Raw genomic sequence first — 19,269 nt, 5'->3', positions numbered from 1 at the left:
GGAGAGGCTATACCTGTCCATCTGATCAGGTATTGAACTCCCATGTCCATGGCGGGACACTGACGGGTGATTTCGTCGTCTCACCAGGGAGAGCCATGACTGCCTCGGTCGCGATGCATCTCAGTGACGGCGTGCTCGATGCCCCGACATCATTGCTGTTCGGAGCGATCGCGGCGGTGTGGCTGACGCTTGCCGCCGCCCGTGGCCGCATCGACATCGACGACAGGACGGCGCCGCTCGCCGGGCTCCTCGCCGCGTTCCTGTTCGCGATGCAATTGCTGAACTTCCCGGTGCTGCCTGGCGTCAGCGGTCACCTGTATGGCGGAGCGCTGGCCGCGATCCTGCTCGGGCCGTGGGTCGGCTCGCTGTGCCTCAGCGTGGTGGTGGTGATCCAGGCGTTGCTGTTCGCCGACGGTGGGCTGACCGCGCTCGGCGCGAACGTCACCAACATGGCGCTGCTCGGCACCGCGGCCGGTTTCGTCGTGGCACTCGCCGCGCGCGGTGTCGCACGACGTTCTCGTGCTGGCCTGCTCTCGGTCGCGTTCCTCGCCGGGCTGGTGAGCACGGTGGCGGCGTCGGCGGGTTTCGTCGTCGAGTACGCCATCGGCGGGCAGGCCGACGTCTCCCTCGGCGGGCTCGCCGGGGTGGTGATCGGCGTGCACGCCGTGATCGGCATCGGCGAGGGCGTGATCACGGCACTGGCCGTCGGCGCGATCGCGCGTGTCCGGCCGGATCTGATCTACCTGGTGCGGACATCCGAGGCCAGGCAACCGGCGGCGGTGGCGTCGTGACGGCGTCTACCCGGCGGCTCGCACTGCTGGCCGCGGTGGTGATCGGCGTGCTGGCGGTCGGCGTCTCGGCGTTCGCGTCCGCGGCGCCGGACGGGCTGGAATGGGCATTGCGGGACGGCTGCTCGGAGTCGTCCGGCGAGCTGCGCGGCACGTGCCCTGCCCAGCACGAGCGCGAACACGCACTGGGGGACTACGCGCTCGGCAGCACCGGCCTCGCCGCGGGCGCGGGTGCCGCGCTCGTGCTGCTGCTCGCCTGGGGCGGTGTCGCGCTGCTGCGCGGGCGCGGGGCACGCGAGTGAGCGGCGGGCATGCGACCGTGCTGCACCGGCCGGGCGACTCACCGGTGCACCTGCTTCCGCCGCAGGTCAAGCTACTCGCCGCGTTCGCGGCGGTGCTCGGCGTCGTGGCAACGCCGCGCGAGGCGTTCTGGGCGTTCGGGATCGACCTGCTTGTTGTGCTGGCGGTGTGGTCGGTGGCCGGGGTGCCGCTGGGTTGGTTCGCGCGCCGCGCGGTGATCGAGACGCCGTTCGTGCTGCTCGCCGTGGTGCTGCCGTTCGTGAGTGGCGGGCCTCGGATGGATGTCCTCGGTCTTGCCGTCTCGGCCGACGGCCTGCTCGCCGGATGGAACATCCTGGCCAAAGGCACGCTCGGCGTGCTGATCGCGCTGACGCTCGCGGCGACGACGCAGCCGAGGGACCTGGTGCTCGGGCTGCAACGACTCCGCGCGCCCGGCTGGTTCATCACCATCGCGACGTTGATGCTGCGCTACGTCGACGTCATCGCGGGGGAGTTGCGGCGGATGCGGATCGCGCGAATCTCCCGGGGCGACGACCCCCGGTTCCTTTGGCAGCTCGGGGCGGCGGCGCGTGGTGCGGGGACGTTGTTCCTGCGTAGTTACGAACGCGGCGAGCGGGTGCACCGGGCGATGCTGGCTCGCGGCTGGGCAGGACACATGCCCGCTGGGTCGGCGGCTCCCGTCGGTGCACTGCGGTGGGTGGCGGGCGGCAGCCCGGCGCTGGTGATCGCGACGGTATGGGCGGTGGCGGCATGGCCGGGGTAAGCACGGCGGCGGGCGGCGTGGTTGTGCTGATCGCGTTGGCGGTGGCGGCGTGAGCGCGTCGCTGGATGTGCGCGGGCTGGAGTACCACTACCCGGACGGCACCACGGCACTCGCCGGGATCGACCTGCGGGTGGAACCTGGGGAGCGGGTCGCGGTGCTCGGCCCCAACGGCGCGGGAAAGACGACGCTCGTGTTGCACCTCAACGGCGTGCTGACCGGCACAGGGCGCATCGAGGTGGCGGGCATGCCACTGTCGCCGGGCACGCTGCGGGAGATACGCCGGCGTGTCGGCGTGGTGTTCCAGGACCCTGACGATCAGCTGTTCATGCCGACCGTCGCCGACGACGTGGCGTTCGGACCGGCCAACTTCGGCGTCACCGAGCCTGAGCTGGCGGAGCGGGTCCAGGCGGCGCTGGACGCCGTGGGCATGGCGGGGCACGCTGATCGCTCCCCGATGCACCTGTCCGAGGGGCAGCGACGCCGAGTCGCGCTGGCCACGGTGCTGGCCAGCGACCCCGAGCTGCTGGTGCTGGACGAGCCATCCGCGAACCTGGAGCCGGTCGCGCGTCGCGAGCTGGCCGACGTGCTGCTGTCGCTCGATCGGACGTTGCTGATGGTCACCCATGACCTGCCGTACGCGCTGCAGCTGTGCCCGCGCGCGGTACTCATCGACAACGGCGTCGTGGTCGCCGACGGTCCCACCCGGGACCTGCTCGCCGACGCCGACCTCCTCGCCGCCCACCGGATCGAGCTTCCCTGGGGCTTCGTCCCCCACCCCTAACCGCCGTGTCCGACACTCAGGACGTCGTGTCCTGCGTTCCCGACGCCGTGTTATGCGCTCCCGACGCCGTGTCCCTCGTTCCGGACGTCGTGTCCTGCGTTCCCGACGCCGTGTTATGCGCTCCCGACGTCGAGTGGACGCCCGTGTTCACGCTCAGTGGCCTCGCCGCGCGTGGCGTGGCACCATTTCCGACGTGCCGGTCCCTTCTTCTCGACACGTGATCGATCCCGAGCTCGTCGACAAGGCGCTTGCGGGACTCGGCGACCGCGAGGACGTCCTGGACTGGGCACAACGTTTCGCCGTGCTGGCCGACCCGTCCCGGCTGACGTTGCTGGTGTGCATTCACTACGCCGAGGACATCTGCGTGTCCGACCTGGCTGCCACGGCGGGCATGAGCGAGACCGCCGTGTCTCAGGCGCTGCGGCTGCTCAAGGCACACGGGCTGGTGACCGCGCGTCGCAGCGGACGGTTGATGCGCTATCGCTTGGCCGACGACACCGTGCACGATCTGATCCACCACGTCCGGCCGCCCCCGCGCTGAACGTCGCATACGGCGTCGGGAATGTCGAACACAACGTCCTGAGCGTCGGACACGACGTCCGGAGTGCGGGACACGGCGTCGGGAGTGCAGGACACAACGTGCTGGGCGCCGGGCCCCGCACAGGGGTCGGGGCCCGGCGCCAGCTACCGCACGGGGGTCAGTATCCGAGCGCGTTCCATGCGACGTCGGCCAGCAGCGTCTGGCCTGCCACGCTCGGGTGGAAGTAGTCGCGGGTGGACACGTCCTGTTCCGTGAACGTGGTGTTGAAGCCAGCGTTGCCGTCGAACTGGCACTGGCTGTACTGGGAGCAGACGTTCTCCAGCGCGGTGTTGTAGTCGATCACGCGCTGCCGAAAGGTCTCCCGCCGCTCGACATCAGCGGTGGCGGTGGACTGCGGGTTTTCCAGCAGGGACTGGCAGATGTCGTAGGTGTCCCAGGTGGATACGGCGTCCGAGTTGTCGTGGAACAGCTCCCACAGCTGGTAGATGTCAGGCACGGACACCACCTTGATGTCCGCGTTCGGAATGCCGCTGTCGAGGCGCGACATCGCCGTCTCGAACTGGCTCTGGTACGTCGAGACCGACGTCATCGTGTCGATCGTGTCGGTGCAGGCGTCGTTGGCGCCCATCAGAACGGTGACCAGCTCGACGTCGCGGCTCACCGCGTCAGCGGCCTGGCTGTCGAGATCGGCCATCACGGCGCCGCTGACCGCGTCGTTGTAGTTGTTGCCCTCCAGGCTGGGGTTGAGCGCGGTCAGCCGCTGGTAGTAGCTGTTGACATCAGAGTTGGTGCCGGTCGACCAATTGTTCCGCACGCAGTCGACGAACGGGAACCAGCAAGTGTTGAACGCGCGGGTGATCGAGTCGCCCAGCGCGTCCATCGAGTTCGGGTACGTCGCCGCGCTGGCTTGCGGCGCCGTGAACGAGGTGAGCAGGGCCGCGAGTACGCAGGTCAGCGCAATGCGGATCCTGCGAGATGCGGTCTGGTTCTTCACCAGCGAGTCTCCAATCGCTCGGATATCTGGCCGTGGGCACGATGCGCGCCCGGAGGGACATCGTGCGGGCGGTCACCCGCTGAGCGATATGGCTAATTCACCAGAAACTGTTGTTCGTGAGAACAATTCACTGTTACGTTGCCGCCCGTGAATCACGTCACCACGGCTGAGATGGATGATCGAACAGCGGCCGTGGTCGAGTGCATCACCGGACACCTCGATGAGCTGGCAACACCGCTAGCCAAGGCGATTCAGGACGTCGAACCCGCCTACCGTGACGGGGCCTACCTGAGCGACGACGAGGTGGTCGGCGTGTGCCGGCACACCCTGGAGCTGGCCTGTCGCCACCTGACGGGGGAACGGGAGCGCGCGCTGGAAGACGCCCGGCGATCGGCGAAGGACCACGCGAAACGCGGCATTCCGCTTGAATCGGCATTGCGGGCGTACCGGGTGGGCGGTCGGTTCATATGCGGGGTGCTGCTCAAGGCTGCCGACGACGGACGCGAACAACACCGTGCGATGCGCGCGGCGGCGAGCGTTACCTGGTCGGTGGTGGACGAGTTCTCCGAGGCCTTCGTGACGGGGTATCGCAGGGGGCTGGCCGAGCATGCGGCGGAGCACGACGCCGCCAGGGAGCGGATGCTGGACCAGCTCCTTGCCGGCGAGATCGCCGACGCGGCCGTCGCCCGGTCCTGTGCGCAGCGGTTGCGAATGCCGAGCAGCGGTCGGTTCGTCGTGGTGCATGCCGAGATGGTTCCGGGAAGCGCGACGCCGTTGTCGCGGCTGGCCGATCAGCTGCGCCGCAGGGGAGTGCAGTCGACGTGGCGCACCCGCACCGACGCCTCGGTCGGCATCGTCGCGCTCGGCGCGCGGTACGGCATGGCCGAGCTGGCGGATGACCTCACGGTGCAGGCCGAAGGCAGGATCGGGGTCAGCGAGCCCTACCCGGCGCTGGAAGGTACCGGGGAGGCGGCGGCGCAGGCCGCGCTCGCCGCTGGTGCTGCCCCGCCTGCTCAACCCGCCGTGATCCGGCACGACACGGCGCTGGTGCCGATGCTGCTGGCCAGCGCCACCGATGCGGCGGCCCGGCTCGCGCGGCAGACACTGGGGGAGCTGCTTGGTGGCGAGTCGGACGACGGCCGCATGCTGCTGACGACGTTGCGGGCGTGGGCGACGTCGGGCGGTGCGGCGAGCGATGCGGCGCGCAGCTTGCACTGCCACCCCAACACCGTGCGCTACCGGTTGCGGCGGATCGAGCAGCTCACCGGACGCTCGCTGAGCGATCCGATGGACGTGATGCACGTGCTGCTCGCCAGCCAGGCCCTCGACGTCGTCCCGGTGACCGCGCGCGAGTAGCTCAGTGCACCAGCCCGGCCAGCCGTGCCTGGATGAGGTCACTCGCCTCGGTGGCGATGCGGTCGACCAGTTCGGCGACGCTCGGGATGTCGGTGATCAGGCCCTGGACCATGCCGGAGCTCCAGATGCCGGCGTCGAGGTCGCCGTCCTCGAACACCCTGCGTCCCCGCGTGCCAGCGACCAGTTCGCGGACGTCGTCGAACTGACCGCCGCCGTCCAGGATCTCGACGACCTTGCGGCTGACCTCGTTACTGGCCACGCGGGCGGTGTTGCGCAGCGGGCGGAAGATCAGCTCGGTGTCGCGCTCGGTCGTCGCGACCATCTGCTCCTTGACGCGCTGGTGCACCGGCGCTTCCTGGGTGCAGAGGAAGCGGGTGCCCATGTTGATGCCGTCCGCGCCAAGAGCGAGCGCCGCGACGAGTCCGCGCGCGTCGGCGAAGCCGCCGGAGGCCAGCATCGGGATGGTGATCTTGTCGGCGGCCGCCGGGATCAGCACGAGTCCGGGGATGTCGTCCTCGCCGGGGTGACCGGCGCACTCGAAGCCGTCGATGCTGACCGCGTCCACGCCGATGGACTGCGCCTTGACGGCGTGCCGGACACTGGTGCACTTGTGCACGACCTTGATGCCCGCGTCCTGGAACGACGGCAGATGCTCGACGGGATTGAAGCCCGCGGTCTCGACGATCTTCACCCCGGACTCGACGATCGCCTGCCGGTACTCCTCGTACGGCGGCGGGTTGATCGACGGCAGGATGGTCAGGTTGACGCCGAACGGCTTGTCGGTCAGCTCCCGGGTGCGGGCGATCTCTTTGGTGAGGTCTTCCGGCGTGGGCTGGGTGAGCGCGGTGAGGAAGCCGAGCGCGCCCGCGTTAGCGACGGCGGCGACCAACTCGGCGCGACCGACCCACTGCATCCCACCTTGCGCGATGGGGTGCTCGACGCCGAAGAGTTCGGTGAACCGGGTGGACAGCATCCGCCGTTCCTTTCGCTGACTGGTCGGGTGAGCACCCACGATCGCGGCGTTGTTGTCAGGTTGTCAATGCTGGCGTGGCGGGGTCCACACATGGCGCGGGCCCGCCAGCACCGGGTTGCGGTGCCAGCGGGCCCGTGACTGGGGGCGATCCGCTCAGGCCGCGCGTCGCTGGGTGAACTCCTGGTCCAGCGCGGCGCGGCCGGTGCCGGTGAGGATCGCGCGCACGCGCTCGCCGGGAACGCCGGAGCGCGCGGGCGCGATGAAGTCGAGGTGCGCGAGACGCCGCACAGTGAACTGGTCGCAGCAGGCCAGGCCGTCGATGAACAGGTCGGGCTCGCAACTGCACGTGATCTCCGCCGTGCCGCGCGCGATCGCCCGAAGGGCTGCTCGTTCCCTGTTGTTCAGTTCGACGGTTCGGGGGTCCATGTCAACGTTGCCTCCTTGCGACGTACTTCTGAGGATGAAGCAAACAACGCGTGAAGACTTCTTCTTTGTGACCAACATTTCAGTGTGGCCTCGGTCTCAATGCGGTGCGCGTGGGGTGGGGATGTGGATCAGAACCCAATGCGGTGCGTGCGCGGACGGCACCCTGCTGTGCGGCCGCCGAGGCGGGCGCGCTAGGGTATGTCCCATCGTCTTCGCGAGAAGGCGGGCCGGGCTGTGGCGCAGTTTGGTAGCGCACTTGACTGGGGGTCAAGGGGTCGCAGGTTCAAATCCTGTCAGCCCGACCACAACACCCTCGTTTACCCAGGTAGACGAGGTCCGATGTAGACAGACGCATAGAGCAGCCCCGGAGTATCCAACACTCCGGGGCTCTTCTTTGCGCTCATGCCGCGTTCCCATCGCGCCGCTGCAACGCCTGCATACGCTGCGCATCGAGGGTGTCAGCGACCCCATCGAGCCACTCACCCCGGAACGTCGACGAGCCAACGAACGAACCCGCTAGCCAGCCGTCTCCGTGTGCCGTGCGGCGTAGGTGTAGTCGTCGAGTGGGAAGCTGCCCGCCTCGCGACGGCCTGCGAGCACGGTGGCTGGCCGCAGTAGTGCGGCCTCACCGTGCGGGTTGAAGTAGTAGCTGCGAGCAGGGCCGCAGTTGCCCTGGTAGAACACCGAGTCGGCGAGGTCGTCGGTCATCCGCGCCAGGAACGCGTCGTTGGCTTCCTTGGTGACCTCGAAGGTGTCCGCGCCGCGCCGCCGCAGCTCGCCGAACAGCCGCTCCATGTGCCGCATCTGGGCCTCGATGGTCCAGAAGTAGGACAGGCCGGTGTAGGCATACGGACTGTTGAGGCTGAGCAGGTTCGGAAAGTGCGGCACCGTGATGCCCTCGTACGCCTGGAAGCGGGTGTCCCGCCACCACTTGCCGAGGTCACGGCCCTCGCGGCCGATGATCTCGATCGCGGGGAAGTTGGTCTCCCAGAGGTCGAACCCGGTGGCGAGGACGAGCGTGTCGATCTCGGTCTTGCGGCCGTCCGCGGTCACGATGCCGTCCGGCTCGATCCGCGCGATCGACTCGGTCTCCAGATGCACGTGCGGCCGGGTGAACGTGGGGAAGTAGTCGTTGGAGAACGTCGGACGCTTGCAGCCGAAGGAGTACCGAGGGGTGAGCTTGCGGCGCAGCTCCGGGTCCTTCACCTGCCGGCGCAGGTGCGCCCTGGCGAGTAGCTCAGCGCCGAGGGCACCCAGCCGGGCCTGCCGGTAGTGCAGCACCCCGGTGAAGGTGAGTGCCTCAAGCAGCGCCGAGTTGGCGACGCGAGCCGCGCGCTGGGTGATCGGCAGCCGCGCGAACAACCGCCGGAGCGGCCGGGGGATCGGACCGTCGAGCTTCGGCACCACCCAGATCGGGGTGCGCTGGTACACGGTTAGCTCGGCCACTCGCGTGGCCAGTTCGGGGATGAGCTGCACGCCGGTGGCACCGGTGCCGATGACCGCGGCGCGGCGGCCGGTGAGGTCGTAGTCGTGGTCCCAATCGGCGCTGTGGATGACCTTGCCGGCGAAATCGTCGACGCCGTCGATGTCGGGCTTCTTCGGCTGGGACAGGAACCCGGTCGCGGTGATCAGGTACGTCGCGGTCAGGGTCTCACCGCCGGCCAGGTGTACCGCCCAGTGGTGAGCGTCGTCGTCCCACCGCGCACCGGTGACGGTGGTGCCGAACCGCATCCGGCGGCGCAGGTCGTACTTCTCGGCGACGTGCTGTGCGTAGCGTTTCAGTTCCGCGCCAGGGGCGAACAGTCGTGACCAGTACGGGTTCGGCTCGAACGAGTACGAGTAGGTGACCGAGGCGATGTCGACGGCCAGCCCGGGGTAGTGGTTGACGTGCCAGGTACCGCCGAGATCGTCCTCCCGATCGAGGATGACGTAGTCGCGGATGCCGAGGCGGTCGAGCTGGATTCCCGCGCCCATGCCGCCGAATCCGGCACCGATGATGATCGCGTCGTGGTGCTCCCTGTCAGGTTCGGTCCCGAGCGCGGGCTTGACTGCGGACGGTCCGCTCGTAGGTGTCACGGATGCTGTGGTCAACGGACGTGAGAGCACGGCGGTCGCCGACGATCCGGCGGCCCAGCCGCATCAGTGGCTCGGGCACCACGGCGCCGAGGAGGTTCCACCCCGCGAGGTAGCCGGGCACCGGAATCTCCGCCCGCCGGGTGGCAACGCTGCCAACGATCGCCGTGGCGACGTCGTCAGGGTCGACCGTCGGCAGCCCCCTGGCCAGCGGCACACCGGAGGCGAGCCGGGTGCGCACAGCTGCCGGTAACACCGTGCTGACGCTGACTCCGGTAGTCCGGTATTCCTCGCGGACCGCGAGCGAAACGCCGAGGGCGGCGAACTTGGACGCGTTGTAGACGGCCATACCTGGGATCGGGATCTTGCCCGCCATCGAGGTGACGTTGATCACGTGACCACGGCCGCGCTCGATCAGGTGCGGCAGCACGGTCCGCATCCCGTTGATCAAGCCCCAGACGTTGACGTCGAACGTGGTGCGGCTGGTCGCGTCGTGCTCGGTGAGGAAGTCGCCCAGCGGCATCACTCCCGCGTTGTTGACCAGGACGTCGATCCGGCCGTGCGTGGTCAGTGCCGCACGCGCGAACGTGTCGAACGACGCGCGGTCGGTGACGTCGAGGGCATGCGCGTGCGCACCAAGGTCATCGGCGGTGGCCCGTGCGGCGGCGACATCGAGATCGCCGAGCCACACCGTCGCGCCGTGACGGCGCAACAACTCGGCGGTGGCCGCGCCGATGCCCCGACCACCGCCGGTCACCAGCGCGACCGCGCCGTCCAGGTTGATCTCCGGATAGCTCATCGGTTCCTTTCCTGCCGCCGCGGGAGTTTCAGATAATCACGGTATCTGGATATCGTCAATATTTCGGCGTGCAGGTGCCGGTCACGATGGCTATTGCGGGCCGCGCTGACCGCGCGTGGGCAGGGTTCAGCTGAGCCCGTGGTCGTCCCACTTGGCGTCCGGAACGATCACGATGTTGCCAATGTGGCTCTTGGCCATGAAGGCTTCTTGGCCGCGGTGGAACTCGGAGAGCCGGTACACGTCGTGTAGCAGCGGCTTGATCGTTCCGTGCTCGATAAGGCGCAGTACCCTGCGGAAGGTGTCGCGTGTTCCTTGCGACGAACCGTGGAATTCGAGCTGCTTCAGATACATGGTGCGCAGGTCGAGCTCAACGACCGGCCCGCCGATCGCACCAGCTGTGGTGTATCTGCCCTCGGGACGCAGTATCCGCAGCAAGTCGTTGAACAGTCGCCCGGCGACGAGATCGGCGACGACGTCGATGGGCGCGCCGTCAGTCGCCGCATCCACCTGCGCGACGAGGTCACCATCATCGCGAAACACAACGCCTTCCGCGCCGATCGCGATGAGGGCGTCCTTTTTCTCGCGGCTGGTGACGACGTAGGGAATGGCGTCGCGGGCTCGGCAGAGCTGGACGATGCCAGATCCCACGCCGCCGGAAGCGCCCGTGACGAGGACACGTTCGCCCACCGCTACCCGGGCACGGTCGAGCATGTGTTCGCCGGTTTGGTAGGCGCAGCCGAACGTCGCCAGCTCGGCATCGCTGATACCGGCATCGGTCTGGTAAGCGTTCTCGGTGGGCACGGTCGTGTACTCGCAATAGCCACCGTCTCGCCCGTGCCCGATGTAGTCGATGTCGGCGAGGCTGTTATCGCCCTCGGGACGGTTGTAGATGCTGAAGTCGACGATGACCCGTTCACCGATGCGACTCGCCGGGACACCCTGGCCGACGTCGGCGATGCGTCCCACGATGTCAGTTCCCTGGATGCGCGGGAACTCCAGCGTGGAGCGATCGCGCCGCCAGGTGGACACCGAACCCGGTGAGGTCTCGGTACCGTACGCGCCTTCGCGGACCCAGACGTCGGTGTTGTTCATCCCGGTCGCGGTGACTTCGATGAGGACTTCCCCCGGCGCGGGACTCGGAACGGGTACGTCGTCACGGTAGACGAGCTTCTCGAGGCCGCCGTGGCCTGTCAGTTGAACTGCACTCATGGTATCGGGAAGCATTTGGTTCCTCCTGAGATCAGCGCTTCCGCCGATGCCGCTCGTGCTCCCTGGACGCGCAAGGGACACATCACATGGTGTTGCTACCGGAGTGACCGCGCCATGGGGGTCACAAACCCCGATGAACCGCGGGATCCGTGAACCCTCGTTACGATGAGATCATCCGGCCAGCTAGACCGGTACACAGTTCAGGGTGGAGGACATTGCCATGATTGGCTTCATCGTCGCGGGTCTCATCATTGGCGCTCTCGCGCGCCTCATCAAGCCTGGCAAGCAGAACCTGGGGATCATCGCCACGCTGCTGCTGGGGCTGGCAGGCTCGGTCATCGGCGGCACGATCGCCAACCTTGTCGGGACCGGCGACATCTTCGAACTGAACGTGCTTGGATTCATCATCGCGGTCGTGGTCGCCGTTCTGCTTATCGGTGTCGCGGAAGGACTCTCCGGGCGCGCCAAAGCGAAGCAGTAACCGACGCCGGGACTCCGTGACTCACGGAACGTACCCGGTGTGAGGAGGGGGCATGGAGCGGGTCAGCGGGGTCGGTGCGGCCGTTGTCAGCGCGCAGGACCCCGCGCGGCTCGGTCAGTGGTATGCCGACCAGCTTGGTGCGGAGACCGACGCCAGCGCGAACGGCGTGATGGTGCGCGCCGATGCCGGCCAACCTGGTGACACCGACGGAACGACCTGGTCGGTCAGCTTCGACGTTGACGACCTCGACGCGATGGTGGCGCAATTACGCGCGGCCGGAGCCACTGTGAACGTCGATCCGGCGACTCCCGCGCGCGGCGGGGTCGCCTGGGTACGCGACCCCGAGGGCAACCTCATTCGCCTGGTCGAGTCGACGTCCACTGATCGGGTCTGGTCGTCCGAACCCGATGCGGTGCGTGTGCTCGGCGACGAGCCCGAGCCGGAACGTCGTTCACGTGGCGTATGGCGTCGGAGAACGCCATGGCTGGCGTTGCTGCTGGTCGGAGTCCTGGCGGTGGCGATCATCATGGTCCGGCAGCAGACGGGTGCGGACCAGGCCGAACCCGCCCCCGAGCCTGGCCCGACGGACCAGGACGCCTCCGTTGTCGACGTCGGCGAACCCGTGCTCGGCGTGACCGCGGACTGGGAACTCATCGCACGCGGGCAGAACACCGTGTCACGCATCGAGTTTGCCGAGGGTCGTGTCACCACCACCCAGCTGCCGCAGTTCGACGGGTCCGGGCCGGTGTCGCTGCTTACTGGACCTGACTGGACCATCGTGCGTCCTGTCGACGATGCGCTGGGCTACCTGGTGTCAGACGGCCAGCCCGCGCGCATGCTCCAGGGCGCGCTCGGCGGTGGCGGGCAGATGTTTCCTGGACCAGGACCGAACCAGGTCTGGGTTGAAGACACCGACGGTGACTCCGGCTATCTGCCGACGTTCACGCTGTACACAGTGGCAGGCGAGCATGTCGGCCCGTCGTTCTACGCCCCAGCGACCGGCCCTGCCGCATCGGACCATGCTGGTCACGTGCTGGTGCACGCCGCGGGTGGTACCTACCTCATGCGGCCGGGACTACGCGGCCCACGCCGGGTGACGACCGGCAAGGTGGACGGTGTCAGCGCGGATCACTTCCTGGTCACCGAATGCGATGAGCGGGCGCGGTGCAAGCGTGTCGTGATCTCTCGAGACACCGGGCAGCGGCGCACGATCGAACGGCAGTTCGTGGACCCGTTTGTTAGGCCGCAGTATGCGATCGCGCCGGACGGGTCGATCGCGGCCATTCGCAAGGGGCAAGGGAAGCTCGGCGAGGTGTCCATTACGGACCTCGCCACCGGACGGGAACGACGCACCGGCGCGTACATCGGTTCTGGTCTGGTGTTCTCGCCGGACAGCGAGTGGCTGTTCGCCATCGAGGCTGACGGCGACGTCGTCGCCATCGACACCGACACTTTCGACGTGCACGACGTCGATGTCCCGCTGCCCGAGACCGTGCAGCTGGCGGTGCGGTCCGCGGGGTGAGCTCGCTCAGGTTCAGTGCACTCGCGGCGCTGCCGAGCAGGTCGTCGCTCGCCTCCGGTATCGAGCGCCGGTACCCCACCGCGCCCCTCCGAATGTTACGCACAGTAGCTAGCCTGCTTGGATGTGTTTGCGCGTGGTAACGATCAGAGAGTGATTCATGTTACGGCCGGGCTCGTCGTCGTGCGGGTCTGATTCGTCAGTAACGGTTTGACCTGCGTGAATATGAATGGGGTTTCTTCTCGCGACGTCGCTCGTTGAGCCGAACATCGCGTCCTGCCTATCGGCGACGCGCACGGGTGTTGGCGGGCACCCACGCTGGCGAAACGACAGATCGGAGAACCTGATGTCGAAGTGGACCAGATACCGCACCATCGCGGTGATCGGCGCGACGGCCTTGGTGGCTGCTGGGCTCGCCGGGGCCGCCTCCGCCCAAGAGGCGGACACGATCACTCACACGGACAACATCGCACTCACCGACCACGACGCCTTCCCCTACGGCACCGACATCGCCTTCAACGGCCACCTGGTCGCGGCGGGCGCTGGTGCGTGGGACGAGGGCGCCAGGGAAGACAGCGGTGTGCATATCCTCAAGCGCGACAGGAAAGACGGCACGCTCGAGCCACTGTCATTTTTGAACTGTTCTTCCTGGCACGCCGATGTCGACTGGGTCGGCAAGTACATCGTCCAGTCGCACGACTCTGACGACGACAACGTCAACTGCGCGCCCGGCGAGGGCGAGGAAGGCATCCGCGTCATCGACGCGAAGAACCCGCGCAAGCCGCATTCCGTTGGGTTCGCCGAGACCATCCACGGCTCGCACAACCTCACCGCTGTCGGCGACACCGGGCTGGTCTACAACGCCTCGTACAACCTCGGTGATCCGTTCGCGGTAGACGGCGTGTCGATCATCGACGTCGGTGCCAACCCGGAGAACCCACCGGTGACGTTCCTGGAGTTCCCGGACGCTGACGCCAGTGGCGAGCATGAGCAGATGACCAACAACAGCGGCACCATGCCGACGTCGATGGGTTGCCACGACATCGGGCTCGATCTGGAGCGCGACCGAGCGTTCTGCGCGGGCATCACCGAGACGATGATCTGGGACATCTCGGATCCGAGGAACCCGACGATCGAGACGATCATCCGTAACCCCGACGTCTCGATCCACCACGGTGCGCACGTCAACAAGTCCGGTGACGTGCTGCTGGTTCAGGACGAGTGGCTCGGTGCGGCGGGCGCCAACACCGGCTGCCTCGCGCCGAACCAGCCTTCGGGCACCATCTGGTTCTACGACATCAGCGATCCGAAGAACCCGCAGCCGAAGTCGTACTGGTCGGCGCCGACACCGGACCCGACGTCGGACTTCTGCACCACGCACTTCTTCGGCACCTTCGAGATGCCTGGTGAGAACGGCGACGCCCGCGACATGGTGGTGACCTCGTACTACCAGCACGGCGTCTGGGTGGTGGACTTCTCCGACCCATCGGCGCCGACGACGCACGCCTTCTACGAGCCGGACGGCGCGAACTTCTGGGCGGCGTACCCGTACCAGGGGAAGCTGTACGCGAGCAGTTTCTCGCCTGCCAACCTCACGGGTAGCGATCCGTCGACCGCTGACAAGGGGGGCGTCTGGACGTTCACCCTGGACGGTTACGGCGGCTGACCTCGCGACGTGCCCCGGCCTGTGCTCGCGGCGTGGGCCGGGGCACGTCGACGTCGTCGAGGCGCAGCTGGCCGGGTGCCGCCGCATCGCCGAGGGGCTGGCGGCGGGGGCGGCTCGCCGCGCCGTGGACGGTGGAGACCGCCACCGACATGCTCTGGGGGCTCATCGCGACCGACCTGTTCGAACGGCTGCTCACCGGCCGTGCCTGGTCGCGGGAAGCGCTCGACGAGCACCTGTGGACGTTATGCGAGGCCACGTTCGTGTCCGCCGAGTAGCCGGTAGACGGCCGCGACCCGCTCGGACACGATGGGAGGCACAGCGATGTCGCACAAAGGGGTGGATCGTGAAGGCATTCGCGTCCTCAACCGACCTGACCGAGAAGGAACAGACGCTGGAGGTGCTCGCCGACGGTGTCTACGCGCTCACCGCGGAGGGCGATCCGAACGTCGGCGCGGTCGAGGGGGAGGACTTTCTGGTGTGTTTTGAGGCGTTGGCGACTCCGGTCGCGGCGCGGAAGTGGTTGGGGAAGCTGCGTGAGTACACCGATAAGCCGGTGCGGTATCTGGTGCTGTCGCATTATCACGCGGTGCGGGTGCTGGGGGCGAGCGCGTTCGACGCCGAGGTGATTATCGCGCATGACAACACGCGTGGGTTGATCGCTGAGCGTGGTGAGCAGGATTGGGTATCGGAGTTGGGCCGGATGCCCCGGTTGTTCGACGGTCCGGAGTCGATTCCTGGTTTGACGTGGCCGACGTTGACCTTCAGTGATGCCGTCACTATTGACCTTGGTGGTGACCGGGGCGCGTTGGAGCTGCGTTACCTCGGGCGGGGTCACACCGAGGGTGACCTCGTGGCGTGGTTGCCGCGGCGGCGGATTCTGTTCGCGGGTGACTTGGTTGAGGCCCAGGCCGCGCTTTATACCGGCGATGCGTTTCATCGTGACTGGTCGACGTCGACCTTGGATGCTGTGGCCGCGTTGGGTGCGGAGGCGCTGGTCGGTGGCAGGGGAGCGGTGGTACACGGGCGCGACGCGGTCGATGCCGCCATCGGCCAGACCCGGCATTTCCTCGACGTGATGCTGCGCGAGGTCGACGCGGTGCGGAAGGGGGGTGGCTCGCTCAAGGAGGCGTTCGACGCCGCCCATGCCGCGTTGGCCGATGACTATGGGAACTGGCCGATTTTCGAGCACTGCCTGCCGTTCGACGTCGCACGGGTGTGGGAGGAACTGTCCGGTGTCCAGCGGCCGACGATCTGGACCGCCGAGCGCGACCGCGAGGTCTGGGACCAGCTGCAGTCGTGAGTGCGGATGAGGGTTCTAACCCTGCTACGCACTCACGACACCGGATCCGGAGACGACATGAACGAGACATCACCAGGCCGGGTCGCGATCATCGGCAACGGGCCGGTCGGCCAAACGACCGCGCTGTTGCTCGCGCGCTGGGGTGTCGCCGTGACCGTGCTCGACGGGCGGCCGGAGCGGGACCTGGTCGGCTCGAAGGCGATCTGCCAGCAACGCGATGTGCTCGACATCTGGCAGGCCGCGGGTGTCGGTCGGCTGATCGCGGACGAGGGGCTGACCTGGACCACCGCCCGCACCTTCTACCGTGACCGTGAGCTGTTCGCCATCACCCTGCCCGACCCTGGCCGGTCGGCGTTCCCGCCGTTCGTGAACATCTCGCAGTCGCGCGTCGAGGAAGTTCTCGACGCGCGGATCGCCGCCGAACGGCTGATCGACGTCAGGTGGGGACATCGGGCCACCAGCATCGAGCAGACGTCGTCGGGTGTGACCGTGCGGTGTGCGACTGACGCTGGTGACGTCGACATCTCGGGTGATTACGCTGTCCTCTGCGCGGGCGCCAAGGCTGATGAGCTCCGGCAGTCACTGGGGGTGTCGTTCGACGGGCGTTCGTTCGACGACCGGTTCCTCATCTGTGATATCCGCGCGGACATGCCCGGTTGGGCCGAGGAGCGCCGGTTCTACTTCGATCCGTCGTTCAACCCGGGCAGGCAGGTGCTGATCCATCCGTGTCCACAGTCGACATTCCGCATCGACTGGCAGGTGCCGAGCGACTACGACCTCGTCGCCGAGGAACGCAGCGGCGCGCTGGAGCGACGCATCCGCGCGATCATCGGCGACACGGACTACGAAGTCGTGTGGCGGTCGGTGTACCGGTTCCACTCCCGTGTGGCCGATCACCTGCGCGTGGGCAGAGTGCTGCTCGCGGGCGACTGCGCGCACCTGTATGCGCCGTTCGGGGCACGCGGGCTCAATTCCGGGGTGGCGGATGTCGAGAACGCGGCGTGGAAGCTCGCGTTCGTGCTGCGCGGCTGGGCGCCGGTCGAGCTGCTGGCGAGCTACCACGACGAACGGCATGCCGCCGCGCTCGAGAACCTCGACGTGACGACGTCCACGATGGACTTCCTGGTTCCGCACACCGACGCGCAACGGCGGCATCGGGTTGACGCGCTGGAACGGGCCGCTCGTGACCCCTCCGCTACGTCCGATGTGGACTCTGGTCGGCTTGCCGAACCATTTTGGTACGTCGATTCGCCGCTGACCACACCGAATCCGGGTCGGCCGTTCGCGGGTCGTCCGCAACGCGGGACGGTTCCCGATGCGGGACCGGGTGTGCTGCTGCCCGACGCGCCCGTGGTCGTCGACGGCGTCGGTGGGCGACTCCGGGACCACGCGCGCGACGGCGTTCTGTTGCTGGCCGGGCCTGACGTCGACGCCGCCGGGTTGCGCGCCGCCGCGGCGTCCGCGACCGCGGCGCCGGTCCGGGTTCTTGAGCTGGCGTCGATCGACGTCGATGGTGCGGTGACCGAGTCGTTGGCCGCGCAGCCCGCCGAGCTGTGGGTCATCCGGCCGGACGCGCACGTCGCCGCCGTGCTGGACGACCCGACGGCGGACGATGTGGTCGCCGCGGTGCGTCGTGCGAGTGGGGTCGTCGGGCGGTGAGAGGGCTGCGGCGGTGAGTGGTCATCGCCGTTTGGCCGCGGGTCGTTCCGAAATTGGCCTGTCGATGGTTCCACTCGCGGGTGCGCTGACTTGACGTCTCGAATGTGTGTTCGACACCATGTGATGGTGACTACATTCATCGAAGTCGCTGGCCCGTCGGGGAAGCTGTTCCTTCCCGACGACGTGGTGGTGCCAGCGCTGTCGGACTGTCTTTACGTGCCCGACGAGCTGGCCGAGCAGGAGTGGCTGCGGATGCGTCACGAGGTTGACCGGTTGAGCGACGACGGTACGGTCCGCGCGCTTGGGGTGGCGCGGCGATCGCGAGCACGGGCGGATGCGCTGGAGGCTCGCGCGCTGGCGCGGCTGCACGAACTGCGTGACGGCTCCCGCTACGTCGCCGAGGAAGCCGCTCTCGAGTTGCGGGTGTCGCGGCAGGCGGCGCAGCGGCGCTGCGAACGCGCCCGCGCGTTGACGCAACGGCTGCCGTGCACGCTGGCGGCGATGCATGACGGCGAGTACGAAGCCTATACCGCGGACAAGATCGTCGACATTACCGACCACCTCACCCCGGCTCAGGCCCGCGAGGTGGACGCCCGCCTCGACGAGAAGGTACGCGAGGGATGTTTCGCGCCGGGCGATGCCAGCCAGATCCGGCGCGCCGCCCGCCGGCTTGTGCAACAGGTCGACCCGGACGGGCAAGCTGTGCGGGCTCGCAGGGCGCGCGCGGGCCGCCGGGTGGAACTGCCGGGCGAGGACGCCATGTCGACGCTGTCTATGGATCTACCGGCCGAGGTCGCCGCCACCGCGTATGCCCGGATCGACCGCGACGCTCGCGCGCTACGCGACTCCGGGGATGAGCGCACCCTGGAACAACTCCGCGCTGATGTGGCCGCCGCACTGCTACTGGCACAGCCCGCCACCGGGAGCGACGCCACGTCGACCGGCTCGACGGCGTCGCCGGGTGTGGGGGCGATGGTGTATGTGCACATGCCGGTCGATACCGCGCTCACGATGAGCGATCAGGGTGCCGAGTTGTCTGGGTACGGGCCGATTCCGGGCCCGATCGCGCGCGAGATCGCCACCAACCCGGGGTCGGTGTGGCGGAAAGTGCTGACCGATCCCGGCTCAGGGGTGCCGCAGGACATCAGCCGTCGTCGCCGCCCGACCCAGGCGATGCGGGAATTGGTCGCGGCCCGAGACCGCGAATGCCCCTACTGCTACCGGCCGGCGCAGCTCTGCGATTTCGATCATCTCCGAGGGTGGAGCATCTGCCGGGAAACCAGCGCCCGCAACGGTGGCCCGAAATGCGAATGCCACCACTACCTGAAGGACGAGCCAGGGTGGCGCCTCGACTACGACCCCACGACCGGTACCGCGACCATCACCAGTCCCACCGGCCGCACCTACACCAAGAAAACCCGGCCCATCACCGCACCAATCACCGCACCAAAACCGAGACCGGCAAGCGAACCGGACATGGGATCAGACGTGGCGATCCCCGAACAACGGCGACCCGCCGAGGCGTCACCAGCGGAGCCGAACTCCCCGCTCAACGACGACCCACCGTTCTAACGCCACCCATAAGCTACCCGCCGGTAGCTTATGGGTGCTACCTTGCCCGCAGTGAAGGGAGACTGCTGT

General features: G+C 67.9%; 19 protein-coding genes and 1 tRNA gene. 14 read left to right on the top strand and 6 right to left on the bottom strand.

Annotation, left to right across the window (positions count from 1 at the left end; translation table 11 throughout):
- The first annotated feature begins 95 nt into the window (after positions 1–95).
- The 5 genes from AMYHA_RS15635 to AMYHA_RS15615 all read left to right on the top strand — a co-directional run bounded on the left by AMYHA_RS15635 (position 96) and on the right by AMYHA_RS15615 (position 3,173).
- A complete protein-coding gene (locus AMYHA_RS15635) occupies positions 96–791 on the top strand; it encodes an energy-coupling factor ABC transporter permease (RefSeq protein ID WP_084037274.1) in 696 nt (231 codons plus the stop codon).
- A complete protein-coding gene (locus AMYHA_RS27085; RefSeq protein ID WP_051399976.1) occupies positions 788–1,090 on the top strand; it encodes a PDGLE domain-containing protein in 303 nt (100 codons plus the stop codon). The genes AMYHA_RS15635 and AMYHA_RS27085 overlap by 4 nt, the downstream gene beginning before the upstream one ends.
- Positions 1,087–1,851, top strand: coding sequence for a cobalt ECF transporter T component CbiQ (gene cbiQ, locus AMYHA_RS15625; RefSeq protein ID WP_034272048.1), 765 nt, complete (start codon positions 1,087–1,089; stop codon positions 1,849–1,851). The genes AMYHA_RS27085 and cbiQ overlap by 4 nt, the downstream gene beginning before the upstream one ends.
- Before the next feature lie 49 nt (positions 1,852–1,900).
- On the top strand, positions 1,901–2,632 hold the full coding sequence (locus AMYHA_RS15620) for an energy-coupling factor ABC transporter ATP-binding protein (protein ID WP_034272046.1): 732 nt from the start codon (positions 1,901–1,903) through the stop codon (positions 2,630–2,632).
- A gap of 217 nt (positions 2,633–2,849) precedes the next feature.
- A complete protein-coding gene (locus tag AMYHA_RS15615) occupies positions 2,850–3,173 on the top strand; it encodes an ArsR/SmtB family transcription factor (protein WP_231104774.1) in 324 nt (107 codons plus the stop codon).
- A gap of 157 nt (positions 3,174–3,330) precedes the next feature.
- Here the strand turns inward: AMYHA_RS15615 and AMYHA_RS15610 are convergent, their stop codons facing one another.
- The gene (locus tag AMYHA_RS15610) at positions 3,331–4,167 is read right to left on the bottom strand and encodes an SGNH/GDSL hydrolase family protein (protein WP_157362151.1); all 837 of its coding nucleotides are present in this window, start codon (positions 4,165–4,167) and stop codon (positions 3,331–3,333) included.
- 171 nt (positions 4,168–4,338) lie between these two features.
- Between AMYHA_RS15610 and AMYHA_RS15605 the strand changes: the two genes are divergently transcribed.
- Positions 4,339–5,523 carry a PucR family transcriptional regulator gene (locus AMYHA_RS15605; RefSeq protein WP_157362149.1) on the top strand — a complete coding sequence of 395 codons (1,185 nt, stop codon included), beginning with the start codon at positions 4,339–4,341 and terminating at the stop codon, positions 5,521–5,523.
- 1 nt (position 5,524) lies between these two features.
- Here AMYHA_RS15605 and AMYHA_RS15600 read toward each other — a convergent pair whose 3' ends face one another.
- Together AMYHA_RS15600 and AMYHA_RS15595 are read right to left on the bottom strand one after the other, a co-directional pair.
- Positions 5,525–6,496, bottom strand: a complete 972-nt coding sequence (locus AMYHA_RS15600; RefSeq protein WP_034272043.1) for an NAD(P)H-dependent flavin oxidoreductase — start codon at positions 6,494–6,496, stop codon at positions 5,525–5,527.
- Positions 6,497–6,649: 153 nt separating this feature from the next.
- Positions 6,650–6,922: a hypothetical protein gene (locus AMYHA_RS15595; protein ID WP_034272041.1), complete on the bottom strand. Its 273-nt coding sequence runs from the start codon at positions 6,920–6,922 to the stop codon at positions 6,650–6,652.
- Positions 6,923–7,150: 228 nt separating this feature from the next.
- On the opposite strand from AMYHA_RS15595, the gene AMYHA_RS15590 reads away from it, so the two are divergent.
- Positions 7,151–7,227: transfer RNA gene (locus AMYHA_RS15590), tRNA-Pro, on the top strand.
- 211 nt (positions 7,228–7,438) lie between these two features.
- Here AMYHA_RS15590 and AMYHA_RS15585 read toward each other — a convergent pair.
- From AMYHA_RS15585 to AMYHA_RS15575, 3 genes are all read right to left on the bottom strand, one after another.
- Positions 7,439–8,998, bottom strand: a complete 1,560-nt coding sequence (locus tag AMYHA_RS15585; RefSeq protein WP_231104773.1) for a flavin-containing monooxygenase — start codon at positions 8,996–8,998, stop codon at positions 7,439–7,441.
- Positions 8,943–9,794, bottom strand: coding sequence for an SDR family oxidoreductase (locus AMYHA_RS15580; protein WP_034272040.1), 852 nt, complete (start codon positions 9,792–9,794; stop codon positions 8,943–8,945). Before AMYHA_RS15580 ends, AMYHA_RS15585 begins: the two co-directional genes overlap by 56 nt.
- Before the next feature lie 126 nt (positions 9,795–9,920).
- The gene (locus tag AMYHA_RS15575; RefSeq protein ID WP_196776907.1) at positions 9,921–11,003 is read right to left on the bottom strand and encodes an alcohol dehydrogenase family protein; all 1,083 of its coding nucleotides are present in this window, start codon (positions 11,001–11,003) and stop codon (positions 9,921–9,923) included.
- Between the two features lie 205 nt (positions 11,004–11,208).
- On the opposite strand from AMYHA_RS15575, the gene AMYHA_RS15570 reads away from it, so the two are divergent.
- The 7 genes from AMYHA_RS15570 to AMYHA_RS15540 all read left to right on the top strand — a co-directional run bounded on the left by AMYHA_RS15570 (position 11,209) and on the right by AMYHA_RS15540 (position 19,200).
- Positions 11,209–11,484: a GlsB/YeaQ/YmgE family stress response membrane protein gene (locus AMYHA_RS15570; RefSeq protein ID WP_231104771.1), complete on the top strand. Its 276-nt coding sequence runs from the start codon at positions 11,209–11,211 to the stop codon at positions 11,482–11,484.
- A 52-nt stretch (positions 11,485–11,536) separates the two neighbouring features.
- Positions 11,537–13,006, top strand: a complete 1,470-nt coding sequence (locus AMYHA_RS27435; protein ID WP_051399975.1) for a VOC family protein — start codon at positions 11,537–11,539, stop codon at positions 13,004–13,006.
- Between the two features lie 343 nt (positions 13,007–13,349).
- Positions 13,350–14,669: an LVIVD repeat-containing protein gene (locus tag AMYHA_RS15560; RefSeq protein WP_034272033.1), complete on the top strand. Its 1,320-nt coding sequence runs from the start codon at positions 13,350–13,352 to the stop codon at positions 14,667–14,669.
- A gap of 32 nt (positions 14,670–14,701) precedes the next feature.
- A complete protein-coding gene (locus tag AMYHA_RS15555) occupies positions 14,702–14,944 on the top strand; it encodes a hypothetical protein (RefSeq protein WP_034272032.1) in 243 nt (80 codons plus the stop codon).
- A gap of 65 nt (positions 14,945–15,009) precedes the next feature.
- Positions 15,010–15,969, top strand: coding sequence for an MBL fold metallo-hydrolase (locus AMYHA_RS15550; protein WP_034277461.1), 960 nt, complete (start codon positions 15,010–15,012; stop codon positions 15,967–15,969).
- Between the two features lie 57 nt (positions 15,970–16,026).
- Positions 16,027–17,628, top strand: a complete 1,602-nt coding sequence (locus AMYHA_RS15545) for an FAD-dependent monooxygenase (RefSeq protein ID WP_034272030.1) — start codon at positions 16,027–16,029, stop codon at positions 17,626–17,628.
- Positions 17,629–17,754: 126 nt separating this feature from the next.
- Positions 17,755–19,200, top strand: coding sequence for a DUF222 domain-containing protein (locus AMYHA_RS15540; protein ID WP_169732942.1), 1,446 nt, complete (start codon positions 17,755–17,757; stop codon positions 19,198–19,200).
- Positions 19,201–19,269: the final 69 nt, after the last annotated feature.

Origin of the sequence: Haloechinothrix halophila YIM 93223, assembly GCF_000504245.1 — a bacterium.
In the GTDB taxonomy this organism is placed as follows: Bacteria; Actinomycetota; Actinomycetes; order Mycobacteriales; family Pseudonocardiaceae; genus Haloechinothrix_A; species Haloechinothrix_A halophila.
Note: the sequence above shows the minus strand (reverse complement) of the source record. Positions and strands in the feature narration are given on the sequence as shown.